At 54.7% G+C, this 15,619-nt stretch carries 10 protein-coding genes; 3 read left to right on the top strand and 7 right to left on the bottom strand.

Features of this window, described 5'->3' with window-relative positions:
- Window positions 1-313: 313 nt before the first annotated feature.
- Window positions 314-3,937 (top strand): urea carboxylase, encoded by a 3,624-nt coding sequence (gene uca, locus ACXADJ_RS03555; RefSeq protein WP_475063168.1) that lies wholly within the window; start codon window positions 314-316, stop codon window positions 3,935-3,937.
- Between the two features lie 133 nt (window positions 3,938-4,070).
- On the opposite strand, the gene ACXADJ_RS03550 is transcribed toward uca, so the two are convergent.
- The 4 genes from ACXADJ_RS03550 to ACXADJ_RS03535 all read right to left on the bottom strand — a co-directional run bounded on the left by ACXADJ_RS03550 (window position 4,071) and on the right by ACXADJ_RS03535 (window position 7,749).
- Complete coding sequence (locus tag ACXADJ_RS03550) at window positions 4,071-4,694, bottom strand: phosphoadenosine phosphosulfate reductase domain-containing protein (RefSeq protein ID WP_475063166.1); 624 nt, start codon at window positions 4,692-4,694, stop codon at window positions 4,071-4,073.
- A gap of 172 nt (window positions 4,695-4,866) precedes the next feature.
- Window positions 4,867-5,874: an acyltransferase family protein gene (locus tag ACXADJ_RS03545; protein WP_475063164.1), complete on the bottom strand. Its 1,008-nt coding sequence runs from the start codon at window positions 5,872-5,874 to the stop codon at window positions 4,867-4,869.
- Between the two features lie 130 nt (window positions 5,875-6,004).
- Window positions 6,005-7,021, bottom strand: coding sequence for a DUF6976 family protein (locus ACXADJ_RS03540; RefSeq protein WP_475063162.1), 1,017 nt, complete (start codon window positions 7,019-7,021; stop codon window positions 6,005-6,007).
- A complete protein-coding gene (locus ACXADJ_RS03535; protein ID WP_475063160.1) occupies window positions 7,018-7,749 on the bottom strand; it encodes a hypothetical protein in 732 nt (243 codons plus the stop codon). The genes ACXADJ_RS03540 and ACXADJ_RS03535 overlap by 4 nt, the downstream gene beginning before the upstream one ends.
- Before the next feature lie 604 nt (window positions 7,750-8,353).
- On the opposite strand from ACXADJ_RS03535, the gene ACXADJ_RS03530 reads away from it, so the two are divergent.
- The gene (locus ACXADJ_RS03530; protein WP_475063157.1) at window positions 8,354-9,106 is read left to right on the top strand and encodes an enoyl-CoA hydratase/isomerase family protein; all 753 of its coding nucleotides are present in this window, start codon (window positions 8,354-8,356) and stop codon (window positions 9,104-9,106) included.
- 20 nt (window positions 9,107-9,126) lie between these two features.
- Here ACXADJ_RS03530 and ACXADJ_RS03525 read toward each other — a convergent pair whose 3' ends face one another.
- From ACXADJ_RS03525 to ACXADJ_RS03515, 3 genes are all read right to left on the bottom strand, one after another.
- Window positions 9,127-11,217: a sensor domain-containing diguanylate cyclase gene (locus ACXADJ_RS03525; protein ID WP_475063153.1), complete on the bottom strand. Its 2,091-nt coding sequence runs from the start codon at window positions 11,215-11,217 to the stop codon at window positions 9,127-9,129.
- A gap of 459 nt (window positions 11,218-11,676) precedes the next feature.
- Window positions 11,677-13,269: an isocitrate lyase gene (locus ACXADJ_RS03520; RefSeq protein ID WP_475063151.1), complete on the bottom strand. Its 1,593-nt coding sequence runs from the start codon at window positions 13,267-13,269 to the stop codon at window positions 11,677-11,679.
- Between the two features lie 216 nt (window positions 13,270-13,485).
- Window positions 13,486-14,709 carry a BaiN/RdsA family NAD(P)/FAD-dependent oxidoreductase gene (locus ACXADJ_RS03515; protein WP_475063149.1) on the bottom strand — a complete coding sequence of 408 codons (1,224 nt, stop codon included), beginning with the start codon at window positions 14,707-14,709 and terminating at the stop codon, window positions 13,486-13,488.
- A gap of 100 nt (window positions 14,710-14,809) precedes the next feature.
- On the opposite strand from ACXADJ_RS03515, the gene ACXADJ_RS03510 reads away from it, so the two are divergent.
- Window positions 14,810-15,616 carry a lysophospholipid acyltransferase family protein gene (locus ACXADJ_RS03510; RefSeq protein ID WP_475063147.1) on the top strand — a complete coding sequence of 269 codons (807 nt, stop codon included), beginning with the start codon at window positions 14,810-14,812 and terminating at the stop codon, window positions 15,614-15,616.
- Window positions 15,617-15,619 lie beyond the last annotated feature (3 nt).

Below are 15,619 nucleotides of genomic sequence, written 5' to 3'. Positions count from 1 at the left end.
ACATGGATGTCCAGTGACGGCGGCCCGTTGCGAGATTTTGGCGATATCGGATCAGCGAACCGGTAGCGCAAAGCGGTGGGATGCCAGCCGGCGGGAGGTAAGACCTCCCAAGAGGCACCCCAACGTCGCACATTAAAAAGCGGAGTCACTTCCGTAGGATGTATTAGCCGAAGGCGTAATACATCACCCCAAAATTAAAAAGCGGAGCAGGAATCCCCCCTGCTCCGCCACCGAACAAAAACCAGCGGGACGACCCGTTGGTCACAGAATTACAGGCAGGACGACCTGCCACCTGAACGGAGCCTGAACGCTCATGCTGACCAAAGTCCTTATCGCCAACCGCGGTGCCATTGCCTGCCGCATTATCCGTACCCTGAAAAAAATGGGCATCGGCTCTGTGGCCGTGTACCACCAGCAAGACCTTCACTCCCGCCATGTTCAGGAAGCCGATGAAGCTTACAGCCTCGGCGAAGGTTCTGTGGCCAACACCTACCTGAACCAACAGCGCCTGCTGGAAATCGCCAAAGAAAGCGGTGCCGAAGCCATTCACCCTGGTTACGGCTTCTTGAGTGAAAACCCCGACTTCGCCAACGCTTGCGCAGAAGCCGGTGTGTTCTTCCTTGGCCCTCGTGCCGAACACATGAATGCCTTTGGCCTCAAGCACAGCGCCCGCGCACTGGCTGAAGCCAATAACGTTCCACTGCTGCCAGGTACCGAGCTGCTGACTGATTTGGAAGCCGCGCTGCAAGCCGCTGAGTCCATCAAATACCCGGTGATGCTGAAGAGCACCGCAGGTGGCGGTGGCATCGGCATGCAGCTGTGTTACAGCGCCGAAGAACTGAAGTCGTCGTGGGACAGTGTCAAACGTCTGAGCGCCAACAACTTTTCCAACGATGGCGTGTTTCTGGAAAAATTTGTCGAAAAAGCCCGCCATATCGAAGTACAGGTATTCGGTGACGGCAACGGTAAGGTCATCACTCTGGGCGAGCGAGATTGCTCGCTGCAGCGCCGCAACCAGAAAGTGCTGGAAGAAACTCCGGCACCGGGCCTCAGTAATGAACAGCGCACCCAGCTGCAAGCCACTGCCGAGCGTCTGACCGCCGCGGTGAACTACCAGAGCGCCGGTACCGTTGAATTTATCTTTGATGCAGGCACCGGCGAATTTTACTTCCTGGAAGTAAATACTCGCTTACAGGTTGAGCACGGTGTTACCGAAGAAGTGTTCGGCGTTGATCTGGTTGAATGGATGGTACGTCTACCGGGTGTTCAGGCGGGTAAAGACTCACTGCCTTTGGATAACAGCTTCGAATCCAAAGGCCACTCCGTTCAGGCCCGTGTATACGCAGAAGATCCGGCTTTGGACTTCCAGCCATCTGCTGGTCTGCTGAGCCGCGTTGAATGGCCAGAGCAAGTATCTAACGGCCGTTTGCGTATCGATACCTGGGTGGAATCCGGCACGACTATTCCAGCCCTGTTCGACCCGATGGTCGCCAAGGTCATCGTTACTGCTGACAACCGCGATCAAGCGATTGCAGGTCTGTCTGATGCCCTGGCAGGCTCAGAGCTGTACGGCATCGAAACCAACCGCGCCTACCTGCTGGATATTCTGGCCGATCAGCGTGTTGGCAAGGGCGACGTTTATACCCAGTTGCTGAAAACCCTCAGCCACCAGCCAAATACCATTCAGGTGATTGCTGCGGGCACCCAGACCACCGTACAAGACTTACCTGCCCGTATCGGTTACTGGGACATTGGTGTACCGCCATCCGGCCCATTCGATAGCTACTCTTTTGAGCTGGGCAACCGCTTGCTGGGCAATCAGGCCGAAGACGCTGGTCTGGAAATCACCTTGAAAGGCCCGGTACTGAAATTCAACAGTGCTACTCGTGTGCTATTGGCCGGTGCCACCACCAACGCCAAACTGACTCGCGCCAATGGCGAGGTACACAGCGTTGAGTTCTGGCAGGCCATTGAGGTTCAAAATGGCGATGTGCTGGATACCGGTTCAGTGTCTGGTGCCGGGGCTCGTGCTTACCTGTTGGTCGACGGTGGTTTACAGGTGCCAGATTACCTCGGTTCCAAATCCACCTTCACACTGGGTCAGTTCGGTGGCCACAACGGCCGCTCACTGCTACCGGGCGATGTCCTGCATGTACTGGCCAGCAAACCTGCTGCCGACTTTGCCGATAGCAATGTCCTGCTGCCGGAAATCAGCAACGAATGGCAGCTGCGAGTGATCTATGGTCCGCATGGTGCGCCGGAATTCTTCACCGAAGCTGACATCAACACCCTGTTCGAAACCGCCTACGAAATTCACTACAACTCCAGCCGTACCGGCGTACGTCTTATTGGCCCGAAACCTGAATGGGCGCGTACCGACGGTGGCGAAGCGGGTCTGCACCCGTCCAACATTCACGACAACGCCTACGCCATCGGCACCATCGACTTCACCGGCGATATGCCTGTGATTCTGGGCCCGGATGGTCCGAGCCTGGGTGGATTTGTTTGCCCGGCCACGGTGATCACCGCCGACCTGTGGAAACTGGGTCAGCTGAAAGCCGGTGACAAGGTGCGTTTTGTGCCGGTTTCCCAGCAGACTGCAGTGGAGTTGTTCGAACAACAAGCCAGCAACCTGCAAGCACTGGATTCCAAAGCGGATGTTGCTGTACCAGAGTATCGCCCGGCGTCACCGATCATTGCTGAAATCAGCACCGACGACCACCCGACCGGCGTTGTCTATCGCCCGTCCGGTGACCGTTATCTGCTGGTTGAATATGGCCCGCTGCAACTGGATATCCGTCTGCGTTTCCGCGTCCACGCCCTGATGCAATTCCTGCAACGTCAGCACATCGACGGCTTGCAAGAACTGACGCCGGGCATTCGTTCACTGCAGCTGCACTATGATTCCACCGTACTTCCTCAGGCCCAACTGCTGGAGCTGCTGCAAGCGGCGGAAGATCAGCTCGGCGACCTGGAAGGTGCCGAAGTGCCTTCCCGTATCGTCCACCTGCCATTGAGCTGGGACGACGAGGTTTGCCGTCTGGCAGCAGAGAAGTACATGCAGTCCGTGCGTGCTGACGCCCCATGGTGCCCGGACAACATCGAGTTTATCCGCCGCATCAACGGCCTGGATTCCATTCAGGATGTGAAAGACATCGTCTTTAATGCCAGCTATCTGGTAATGGGTCTGGGCGACGTGTATTTGGGCGCGCCAGTGGCGACACCGGTCGACCCGCGTCATCGCCTGGTAACCACCAAGTACAACCCGGCCCGCACCTGGACCGCGGAAAACTCCGTTGGTATCGGTGGTGCCTACATGTGTATCTACGGCATGGAAGGCCCTGGTGGCTACCAGTTTGTTGGCCGTACCCTGCAACAGTGGAACCGTTACAAGCAAACCAAAGAGTTCACTCAGCCATGGCTGCTGCGCTTCTTTGATCAGGTGCGTTTCTACGAAGTCAGTCACGATGAACTGACCGACATTCGCCAACAGTTCCCGCATGGCCAATACCCGATCAAGATTGAAGAAACCAAATTCAATCTGGCCGAGTACGAGGCGTTTTTGGCCGAACAGGCGGGCGGCATCAACGAGTTTCAGGTTGAACGCCAGAAAGCCTTCCAGGAAGAGCTGGAAGACTGGAAACGCACTGGCCGCTTTAACTACGACAGCGAACCGGCTGACAGTGAGCAGGAAGAAGAGCGCGTACTGGAAGAAGGTGAGTTCACCGTGGAAAGCCACGTTGCCGGTAACGTTTGGCAGTGTCTGGTGAAACCGGGCGACAAGGTCGATGCCAACCAACCGCTGCTGATTCTGGAATCCATGAAGATGGAAATCGAAGTCGCCAGCCATCAGGCCGGTATTGTGGTTGAGGTGGTGAAACAAGCCGGTCAGGGCGTCGCCCCCGGCAGCTTGTTGGTGGTGCTGAAAGAGGATTAATCCTCTTTCGCCCCTCGGCTGCTTGCAGCCAAACCACCCTCCAGCCAATACCCTCGTCCAAACAAAAAGCCCCGATCAATGCAGATTGATCGGGGCTTTTTGTTCAAGCTCTGCTTCTATTAAGAAACAGACATCACAGCTTGGTGTGCAAACCACACTCGCGGTTATCGCGGGCTTTGGTTGGATCGAAGTATTTCTTCACGTTCGGCAGCTCGTGCTTTTCCAGGTACGCCTGCATATCGGCTTCTTTCCAGTGCAGCAGAGGTGCAACTTTCAGGGCACCGTTAGGGCCTTCACCGAACACTTCCAGGTTCTGACGGAATTCAGTCTGCTCACTGCGAACGGCAGTAAACCAGGCATCCGGCTGCTGTTCAGCCATGGCGCGGGTGAACGGCTCCAGCTTGAACGCGTGAGTGAACGCATCGTGGCGCTCATCGTCGATATCCGGAATACCACCAAAAGCGTGATCCCAACGAGCCGCGGTAATTTTCGGGGTGTACACCTCGATGTTCAGGTTCAAGCGTTCGATCAACTGCTTGGCCACCAGATAGGTATCACGGGTGTTGTAACCGGAATCAGCCCAGATAATCTGCATGTCTGGCTTAACCTGGGTCACCATGTGCAGGATCACCGCTTCGTACGGGCCGAAGTTGGTAGAAGTCAGTGGCTTGTTGGACTGGCTGAGTGCGAATTCAATGATTTCCAGTGGACTGGCATTGCCCAATTCCTGATTCGCTTGTGCAATCGACGTCATCATTATCACCTAGATTGGAATCGTCTTAACATATAACCAAAAGTTTAGACGATTCAGTTTTATATGTTGATTTGGATACTAGCATAAGAATGGGGTCGCTGAAGCTGAAATCAACGGACACCCAAACCCTACTGATATCAATTTGCTGCTAGAACCATTGAAATAGTTATAAGCATTAGTCCAGCGACAAGCGCTGGGCGCTTCGCCAACGCCCTCGAATCCATGCCATTGCCGGGCGCTCTACCCACACCGCCATCAGGCTGGCCAACAGCAACGACACCAGTACTGCCACGGCAACACCCAATGCCGGTTGCCAGCCCTCGGCATAAAAGTGGCGAATAATGATGTAGCCGATGTTCTGATGAATCAGATACAGGGCGTAGGATATTCCCCCCAGCCACAGCAAAGGCGGCGTTACCAGAAACGCCAAACGGCCACTCACCGCCAGATACAGCAGCGCTGCGAAGGCCGTAAACAGCAGCGCCAGCGCCGGGCTGAAAATCACCGCCGACGCCAGCAGCGAATAACCCACCAGCCCCCACTGCTGCCATGCCACACCGCGACCTGAATAGAGGTTATAAACGCACATACCGATCAGGAAGAATGGCAAATAGGTCAGCAGAAAGGCTCGGCGCAAATCATCATCGAGGGCAAACACAGCGCTGTGATGCAAGACCGATACGCCAATCACCGCAGCAAACAGCCATTCAATGTGGCGCAGGTTATTAACCAGCCAGGCCAGAAAAATCCAGAAATAAAAGGTCAGTTCCAGCACCAGCGTCCAGTACACACCATCGACGTGTGGCACATCCAGATATTGATGCACCATGCTAAGGTTCCAGAGTGCTTCCGTGCCGCTCACTTCCCGGCCGGGTAAGCCCACCAGTGAAACCGTCACGAACGTCAGTGCAATGGCCGCCCAATAAGCCGGAAATAAACGCGAAAACCGCGACACAATAAAGTCGAACGGCTGTTCGGTTCGCTGCAAACTCCAGAAGATCACGAAGCCACTTAGCATAAAGAACAACTCTACGCCGTAGCGACCGATATCGGCCCAGCCCACATCCCACTGGGGATGGCCATAGATTTCGTCAAAGTGGTAAAGATAGTGGTGCAGCATCACTACCACTGCTGCGATGCCGCGCAGAACATCCAGCGCCAAAAGCCGGGAGCCTGATTGCATAAGTCAGCTTGCCCTTGGGACCCTTGTTGCAAATATGCCGACAGACTAACGGCATCACCCTCTCAGGCAAACACAGAATACAGATTCCAACCGGATAACAGTGGTTACCCGGATGGAATAATCACGCAAATCAGTCTATCCGCAGGTACACCATCGTCTGGTTCACCAACTGATAGGCAATTTCACCGAAGGTCATGGGGCCGACCATACGGCCGGTTTTCTGGCCCTCCAGCTCACCGTAGAGGTAGTTCAGAATGCAGTTGCAGCAAAACGCGGTTTCCAGAGAACCATCCGGTATGGCGTTTTTAATGGCCTCGGCGTATGGAGGGATAGAACCGGCAATGCGGTACTCCAGCTCTGGAAACACCGGCGCGTAGAGCTTCACCTGGCCCTGCTCCACATCCACTTCCTGCACACTGACGTTAATAAATGCACCGCAGTAGTCCGCCACCAGCGGCAGTCGGGTATCGATCTGCATTTCTTTCAGGTAATGGGCAAAGTTGGTCAGTTTGCCATCCACTTCGACCTCCGTAACCACAAAACCGGACTCCCGGAACCGCAGCGCCGGGCCGGCACCCGGCGAAAACAGGTTAACGGTCTCGATGCTGGCGGCCTTGTCGACATCCAGCGCCACATGCATGGCCACCGCCTGATCTTCCAGAAATTCGCCGGTTGGGCCGAACACGGTTTTTGGCGTTCGACTGCCCAGATCATCAAGGTGCGCACCGGCCACCCAGCCCACCAAAGGCTGCATGTACATGCCATCGAATTCCGGGGCATCGTGGGCAAAGGTTTGATGAATCTCCGAAAAGGCCGGAACAATCAGTACGGTGAAACCATTGGTCGGTGCATCCAGACACAATGAGTGAATACTACCCACATCGTAGGTACACAAGCCCGGATCACCACTGGCCGATGGCAGCGGGTTAACAAACACCTGATCACGACGGCACACGCCGCCTTCGTCGGTCATGAAATACGGAATGGTGCCACCAATCCAGAGCCCTTTCGGCAGCTGCTTGAGGGCTTCTTCATCCCCGGCTACCGATACCCCGGCACCGGCCAGAATCAATTGGCTGGCCTCGGCAATGCTCATCAATTGGCCATTTATGGTCGAAATACGATCACCTGCGGACGTCATACTCATTGCAACGCCCCCCGAATCTGTTCAACTTCGTGCAGGGTCGAACCCTTGTTTTTCTCGAAGTACAGACGCAGCTGCTGGGCCTTCAGTAAACGTACGTCGTCGTCTTTGGCGCTGGAGTATTGCTGGCGCAACTTCATCAGCATCAAGCGCAAACCCAGGTTGCGCATTTCGAGGTCCTTGTCGCCCTTCAGCAACTCATGCCAAATGGTGGCACTGGCCTCTGGCAAGGCATCTTCCTCCACCACAGGCTCAGCAACCGGCTCCGTAGATTCAACACTCTCGACGGCCGGTGGCAGCATTTTTTCAAAGCCGGCACCCAGTCGACCAGTATCCAGTCCACGTTTGAACTGCCACAGTTTATCGGCATCCAGATCCAGCAAGCGACCAATAACCCCCAACGAAATGCCTTCCGACAACATGCGGAAAATCCGCTGTCCCATGGCATGGGTAAAGCCGGAATTGTCGTCCCCGGCCCACGGCAGGTCTGGCAATACGCCACCTTCCGGGTAGTCGACCCGTACGGTGCAACGCAGCGCCCCCAGGTTCACATGACGCCAGATTTTGTGATGTCCGCGAAAATTCTGTACCGCCCGACGGGCACCAAACCAGCCACTGCGGGCCTGGCCGATGTGCACTTCAACACGCTGGTAGGTTTCATTAATGCGGATGTCGTGGATGATCCATGGCGATGTAACGCCCATGAGTTGTTCAACGGCTTCGTAGTTCATCGGCAACCTCTTGTTATTGTTGGGGCGATTGCGGGGGTGGAGAAACTTGTGGGGACATCTATTTAATCCGGTGCAGGCTCTGGGCTACCGGATGGTTTCGAATCACGAAGCCGACTTGCAGGCCTGACGGGTCAAGTCAAAAGTCGGCGACACCGAGTCGAGATCATCCGGCAGCCCCCGTAGGGCGCGGGTTGTCGTCTCCCAGCGCTCTGTTGACGAACTTGGAAAGACTCAACCGGACAGGTTAGTCATTCCGCTGCATTCGTCGCCTTGCCCTGAACAACGGCAACACTCACGCAGAGCCGTGTGGGATTAAACAGATGTCCCCTTATGCTATGCCGATCAGCAGGATTGGATATGGCACCAGTGGCAGTGACCCATAACTGCTTTAGGCGCAGTGAAAGCAGTACCCAAGTAGTAGTTACCTTCCAGAACAAAAGCACGACAAAAGAGTAACGAACGGCAACACAGAGGCCGCTAACCGAATGAATTGAAAGGCCAATGACGGCTCGCTGAGCTTGCTGCCACTGGCTGGCTGATGCAAAATACTTGTGAATTAAATTACACAAACAATAAAAATATTTTCATCTATTGGAGAGTCACCATGACGGATGTGCGCTACAGCCAGGACAACGGCATTGCATTGCTGGAGTTGAACCGCCCGGAAGTTCTGAATGCCATTCGGGTTCAAACCTACACCGATCTGATCGGCGCATTGCAGCAAGCAGACTCTGACGACAGCGTTATGGTGATTGTATTGACCGGTTCCGAGCACGCTTTTTCTGCCGGTAATGACCTCAGCGACCTGCTGCCCGGCGGCGATCTGCACGCTGTAAAAGAGGGCGTTGCCGGTATTTTTCACACCCTCGCGGCACTGACCAAACCCTTGATCGTCGCGCAGGAAGGGGTGGCCGTAGGCATTGGTGCCAATATCTTGCTGCATGCCGATTTGGCCTACGCAGGGAAATCGACCCGCTATGCTCTGCCGTTTGCCAAAATTGGGGTTACCTCGGAAGGTGCTTGCTCCGTCATGCTGAGCGAGGCCATCGGCCCCAAAGCCGCAGCCGACCTGCTCTACACCGGCCGTTTCTTTAGCGCCGAGGAGGCTTTGGGATGGGGGCTGTTGAATGCCGTCACTGACGACGGCGAAGCACTGGCTGCGGCGCTGAACACAGCGGCGGCGCTGTGCAAAAACTCACAGGGTTCTATCCGAGCCATCAAGCAACTGTCTCGCGCAGAAGGCCATGTGCAGCGCGTGGATGAAGCGGTCGATCGGGAAATGCGCTTGTTCGCTGATTTGCTGCAAACGCAGGAAACCCAGATACGTATGCGTGCTGCCTTAAGCCGAGGTAAATAAACGCGCAAGCCGGGCGCAAATCAGCCCGGCGTTCGTATTCTTACCCGGCCTGAACTCGGCCCGGTACTGGATGAATCGTCCCATCCCAAATCAGAAGAAATACCGGCCTCCGACTCAAGAGCAATTTCCTGAGTACAACCTACGTGATTACGGCCAGCGTCCTTGGCAGCGTACAAGCCTTCATCCGCACGTTGAATCAGCGTCTTGATGCTTTCCTTTTGGTCCCAGCTGGCAACGCCAAAGCTCGCAGTCAACTGACCGACTTCGGTGAATTGCTGCCCAGCGATGGCCGACCTCAGACTCTCGGCCAGCAATAAGCCGCCAGCCAGTTCGGTCATGGGGCAGAGGATCATGAACTCTTCCCCACCCCAGCGGCCAACGTAGTCGACCTTGCGCACCGACTGTTGCAGAAACAGCGCAGTTTCTACAATGGCGTGATCACCGGTGGTGTGGCCGAAGTTGTCGTTGATCATCTTGAAGTGATCGATGTCCATCAGGATCACACAGAAGGTATCGCCAGAGCGCATTGCCCGCTCGGACTCAATCAGCAGCAACTGATCCAGTTTGTGACGGTTGTAGAGTCCACTAAGTCGATCTGTAGCCGCCATTTCTTCCAGTTGTTCGGTTTCCCGGCGGGTGATTTGCTCACGCATTTGCGAATCGACCAGCAAGCGGGTTTTCTCTTCCAAATGACTGCTCATGCGATTGACATCGAGATAGAGTTGGTCGATTTCAGCAATGCCCACCGAGTCAAAACGTTCGTTATCCGGATTGGAACCCAGCGACTGGCTCCACTGCGACAACTTCTTCATCGGCTGGGACACCTGCTCCGCCAAGCGACGGGATTTCCATTCCAGATAAAGGAAGAACAACAGGTAAAACACCGCCATCAGCACAATGGCAATAAAGCCCGCCCGCTGGCTGATGTCTTTCAGATGGGCCATTGGTGCCAACAACGCCTGACGATCGACCACTGTGATCAAACGCCAGCCGGTTTCTTCCACCAACTGGGCATTCAACAAGTACTGGCGGGAATCCAGCACCAGGTTATCAAGGTTGCCCTCGCGCTCGGGGCTGGCCAACAACTCCCCCATGCGCAGGCGCACTTCAGCATCGCCGCTTTTCAGCAAGTTGAACGCTTCGGGCTTTTCGACCGTGCCATCGACGCTGGACTGATAAACGTGGGACTTCAGTTCTTGCAGTTGCAACAACGACTCAATTTCCGGCGGCATCGCCAGAATCATGCCTTCGGCATCGACCAGAAAGCGGCCGCCGTCCCAGCGGTGGTCCCCTTGCAAGACGTTGCTGACGAACGAATCGATGGTGATATCCAAACCACTGACGCCTTCCAGCCAGTCTCCCTGATACACAGGCGCAACCACCGAAGCCATCCAGCCCTGTCCTGCCGGGTCCAGATACACGCCGGTCCACACTGGCTGGCGTTGGGGGTTATGTTCTGCATCCGCCAGGTAGTAAAAGCTGTGATCCTGCATGTGCAAGTCGGGCCCATACTGCCCCGCCGCATCGGCCATAAAGGGATAAATACGGTTCATATCATCCCGGGTGTTCAGATAGGCCTGGGTCACCAGATCGTTATGCTCGACCATGGCTTTCAGTTGTACATCCAGAGATTCACTGCACCAGGCTTTGGCCAGCGTTGTTGCCGTCATGGGTGTATGGCTGGCGTAGTAAACCGACGCGCCGCCGTTATCAACCGGTGTAAACCAGGCGCCATTGGCGTGTTGCTGCAGAAAACCGTCAGGTATTGGTCGGCCGCATCCAGCCATGCCAGACATATTGTTTGACGTTGCACCGGTAGCTGTCGGTACAGGCAGAGAGGCAAAAAATGCTTCGTGGGAAACAGCCATCACCGCGGCCAGTTGATCAACCGCACGTAATCGCTGATTAAAACTGTCGGCTTCCAATTCAGCGGCCTGATTGATGCCCTGCAAGGCCTCATCCAGCAAACTGTTTTGGTAAGCATCAAAAATAAACCGGTTGGCGCCGAAGTACATCAGCAACAGACAAAGCTCAATAACCAACAGCGGTATCAGAGCACTACTCAGAAATCCCCGGTACAACAGACTCTGGAGCTGGATAGACCTGAACATGGAAAACGTGGGCTCTTTGTGCCCCGGGGGATGCTTTGGATAACCCGCAGTGCAATACCTGCACAGCCAACCATCCCCATCGGGTGGGCTTACAGGCTGCCAGAGTTATCAAGAAGATCCTGGGAGGCCATAAAATGAATATTATGGGCCCGGAGTATAGTCATACGACGCAACACAAGGCAGAGGTTTTTCGTAACAAACGATAACCGGTAGCAAACAACGAATAAATGAACCACTGATCAGCAATAGAAAGTCGTTTAGAACTGACGAATTGTAAATACCAGTGAGTTTTCACTTCACCAGTTCAGCCAGGAAAACAAAAAACCATAACAGTCACCTTCCAGCATGGCTGACTGTTACATTTTGACAGTTAAGGAAATTTACAAACCTCCCCGCACACAAGACACAAAAAAACCGCAGCAAGTTGCCCTGCTGCGGTTTTCCATCAACCGACTGTTCTTAGAACTGGTTCATGGTGTTGTCTTTACCAGACGCTTTCAGAGCGTTTTCACCGGAGAAGTATTCCTTGTGAGCATCACCCAGGTCGGAACCGGCCATGTTCTGGTGTTTCACACAAGCGATACCCTGACGGATCTCTTCACGCTGAACCTGCTTCACATAGCCCAGCATGCCTTCTTCACCGAAGTAACGCTTGGCCAGGTTGTCAGTAGACAGAGCAGTAGTGTGGTAAGTCGGCAGCGTGATCAGGTGGTGGAAGATACCTGCTTCACGTGCTGCATCAGCCTGGAAGCTCTGGATACGACGGTCAGCTTCGATGGCCAGTTCAGACTCATCGTACTCAACGCTCATCAGGCCAGCGCGATCGTAGGCGGAAACGTCCTTACCTTCTTCAGTCCAGGCATCGAATACCTGCTGACGGAAGCTCATTGTCCAGTTGAAGCTTGGGCTATTGTTGTAAACCAGCTTGGCATTCGGGATTTCTTCACGGATACGGTTAACCATACCGCCGATCTGGCCAACGTGTGGTTTCTCGGTTTCGATCCACAGCAGGTCAGCGCCGGCTTTCAGAGCTTCGATACAGTCAAATACACAACGGTCTTCACCGGTGCCCTGACGGAACTGGAACAGACCGGAAGGCAGACGCTTAGGACGAACCAGCTTGCCGTTCTGGTTGATCACAACATCACCCTGCTGCATCTGGTCAACAGTGATTTCTTCAACGTCCAGGAAGCTGTTGTAGATATCGCCCTGATCGCCAGGAGTCTTAACAGTAGCAATCTGCTTGGTCAGACCAGCACCCAGGGAGTCGGTACGAGCAACGATCACACCGTCATCAACACCCAGCTCCAGGAAGGCGTAGCGAACTGCGCGCAGCTTGGCGTGGAAGTCATCGTGAGGAACGGTAACCTTACCGTCCTGGTGACCACACTGCTTCTCGTCAGCAACCTGGTTTTCGATCTGGATGCAGCAAGCACCCGCTTCGATCATCTGCTTGGCCATCAGGTAAGTGGCTTCTTCGTTACCGAAACCGGCGTCGATGTCGGCAATGATCGGCACTACGTGAGTTTCGTGGTTGTCGATCAACGCTTGGACTTCAGCAGCTTTGGCGCTGTCGCCCGCTTCGTTGGCGGCATCCAGCTGACGGAACAGCAGATCCAGTTCACGAGCATCGGCTTGACGCAGGAAGGTGTACAGCTCTTCGATCAGGCCAGCAACCACTGTTTTCTCGTGCATGGACTGGTCAGGCAGAGGACCGAACTGGGAGCGCAGTGCAGCAACCATCCAGCCAGACAGGTACAGGTAACGACGGTTGGTGTTGCCGAAGTGCTTCTTGATAGAAATCATCTTCTGCTGACCAACGAAACCGTGCCAGCAACCCAGAGACTGAGTGTACTGAGAGCTGTCAGCGTCGTAGGCGGCCATGTCTTCACGCATCACCTTGGCGGTGTACTTGGCAATGTCCAGGTGAGTCTTGAACTTGTTCTGGGCACGCATACGTGCAACGGCTTCTTCGGAAATGCCAGACCAGCCAGCGCCAGCGGCTTCTTTCAGTGCAGCAACTGCTTTGATGTCATTCTGGTATGCAGACATGGGTTTCGTCCTTTGTCATAGCGTTTTGGGGTATTCAGTACCGGCTCCCGCTTATTGTAGATGGGATGCTCGGCTCTGCTTGGAACCAATACTATGGAGAACAAAACCATAATTGAAATCAATAGATCGTATATCTGCAATTCACATCGGAAATGTTATTCCTTGGTATGAACCGGTTATTACCAAAGTAGCGGTAAACAGCCCATTTCCTGCGATTCAGCAATCGGCAATCAGACTTTGGGCGGCCACCCACGCACTGGACCAAGCCCACTGGAAGTTGAATCCCCCCAAATGTCCTGTGACATCAACCACTTCACCAATAAAGTAGAGGCCCTCCACCTGCTTGCACTGCATGGTTTTGGAGGATAGTTCGTCGGTATCCACCCCACCGAGCGCCACTTCCGCCGTGCGGTAGCCCTCGGTGCCTGAAGGTTTTACTTGCCATTTGTGCAGCGCATCTGCCAATGCGTCCATTTGCTGGCCATTGAGGCTCGCAAGCGTTGCCTCAGCGCGGAATGCCATCGCTGCCAGCCATTTATCGGCAATCGCCTGATTCAGCTTGTGGCTTAACCAGGTTTTCAACTGTTGTTTGGGATTACTGTGCTGGTCGGCACGCAGCTGCTCCGCGGCATCCAGTCCTGGCAGCAGGTCGATCTGCAAGGTATCGCCCGGTTGCCAGTAACTGGAAATCTGTAACATCGCCGGACCACTGAGGCCCCGATGGGTAAACAGCATATCGTCGAGGAAGGATTGACCATTGCAACTGACGTCAACCCGACAGGCGTTGCCTGCCAGGTCGATGCACAACTGCTTCAACTGGCTGGTCAGGGTGAACGGCACCAACGCCGCTACCGGTTCGTACACCTTGAGGCCAAAGTCTTTCGCCAGCTGAAAACCAAACCCCGTTGCCCCCAGTGTCGGAATGGATGGGCCACCGGTGGCGACCACCAGTTTATTGGCCACAACCGTCCCGGAAGGCTGGTCGGGATTTCGAACCTGATGGGTAAGCAGCTCAAAGCGGCCGTCTTCACGTCTTGTTACTGCATCAATGGCGGTCGACAAACGAATATATGCCCCTGCAACCTCGCATTCGTTCAGCAACATATTGAGGATGTCGACGGCCTTGTTGTCACAAAACAGCTGACCGTCTTTTTTCTCGTGGTAAGGAATGCCGTACTGGTCAACCAGGGCAATGAAATCCCATTGGGTGTACTGGCTCAGTGCGGATTTGCAGAAATGCGGGTTGTGGCTGAGATAACGGTTGGGCTCGACGTAGTAATTGGTGAAATTGCAGCGGCCGCCACCCGACATCAGAATCTTTTTACCCGCCCGATTGGCGTGATCCAGTACCAGCACCTGCTTGCCGGATGCGGCCGTCAATGCCGCACACATCAGGCCGGCGGCACCAGCGCCAATAACGACTACGTCAGTCTCTGTCACAGGGATTACCTTAATTCAGTTCATTGCATTGTTGGCGCTTGCCGCCCCTTCGATGGCTGGTATTATGCCAGCGATTCGATACCACGACGGGAAAGACGCTATGGAGTTATTTGATCGCCAGGGACTACTGGAAGCGACCAAACTCTCCCCATTCAAATTGAATATGCTGCTGCGTTTGTTGAAAGGACCCACCATGGTTCGCATTTACGACAAACTGGAGCACAAGCAAGGCATCGACATGATCGAAGATTGCCTTGCCTACCTCGATATCAAACTGGACTACGACATCGACGCCCTGCGTAAGGTGATTCCGAAGGAAGGTCCATTTATTACGGTATCCAATCACCCTTTCGGGTTTCTTGATGGCGTGATCCTGCTGCTGATCATCTGCCGTATCCGGCCGGATTTTCGCGTGGTCGCCAATTTCCTGTTGAGCTACTTTGCACCAATTTCAGACCTGTTCATTACCGTGAACCCGTTTGAAAACCGCGGCCCCAAAGGCATGGGTGGCATGCGTAAATCACTGGCGCAAATCAAGCAAGGCAACGGCCTTGGCCTGTTCCCGGCGGGTGAAGTATCCACCTGGTATCCGGGTCAGCAAGGCATTGCTGACAAGCAATGGCCAATTTCCAGCATGCGCCTGATTCGCAAGGCCAACGTGCCGGTGATCCCGGTGTACTTCCACGGCTCCAACAGCCGTAGTTTTCACCTGCTGGGCAAAATCAATCCAGCCCTGCGCACCATGCGGATTCCGGCCGAGTTTCTGAAAAAGCGCCGTTCAACCATTCACATTGGTATTGGCGACGTGATCAGCCCAGACGTGATTGCCACGACCGAGAATGACGAGGCGCTGCGCGATCTGGTGCGTGAGGCGACCTACTGCCAGCAGCAGAAATTTGACCGCTGACCA

The sequence above is a fragment of the Oceanobacter sp. ABM4_470 genome (genome assembly GCF_056158645.1).
Note: the sequence above shows the minus strand (reverse complement) of the source record. Positions and strands in the feature narration are given on the sequence as shown.

What these genes read in the sequence shown, in the direction of transcription:
- uca (WP_475063168.1), top strand. Translation starts at nt 314, where the DNA reads ATGCTGACCAAAGTCCTTATCGCCAACCGCGGTGCCATTGCCTGCCGC.
- ACXADJ_RS03550 (WP_475063166.1), bottom strand. Translation starts at nt 4,694, where the DNA reads ATGATGACGTCGATTGCACAAGCGAATCAGGAATTGGGCAATGCCAGT.
- ACXADJ_RS03545 (WP_475063164.1), bottom strand. Translation starts at nt 5,874, where the DNA reads ATGCAATCAGGCTCCCGGCTTTTGGCGCTGGATGTTCTGCGCGGCATC.
- ACXADJ_RS03540 (WP_475063162.1), bottom strand. Translation starts at nt 7,021, where the DNA reads ATGAGTATGACGTCCGCAGGTGATCGTATTTCGACCATAAATGGCCAA.
- ACXADJ_RS03535 (WP_475063160.1), bottom strand. Translation starts at nt 7,749, where the DNA reads ATGAACTACGAAGCCGTTGAACAACTCATGGGCGTTACATCGCCATGG.
- ACXADJ_RS03530 (WP_475063157.1), top strand. Translation starts at nt 8,354, where the DNA reads ATGACGGATGTGCGCTACAGCCAGGACAACGGCATTGCATTGCTGGAG.
- ACXADJ_RS03525 (WP_475063153.1), bottom strand. Translation starts at nt 11,217, where the DNA reads ATGTTCAGGTCTATCCAGCTCCAGAGTCTGTTGTACCGGGGATTTCTG.
- ACXADJ_RS03520 (WP_475063151.1), bottom strand. Translation starts at nt 13,269, where the DNA reads ATGTCTGCATACCAGAATGACATCAAAGCAGTTGCTGCACTGAAAGAA.
- ACXADJ_RS03510 (WP_475063147.1), top strand. Translation starts at nt 14,810, where the DNA reads ATGGAGTTATTTGATCGCCAGGGACTACTGGAAGCGACCAAACTCTCC.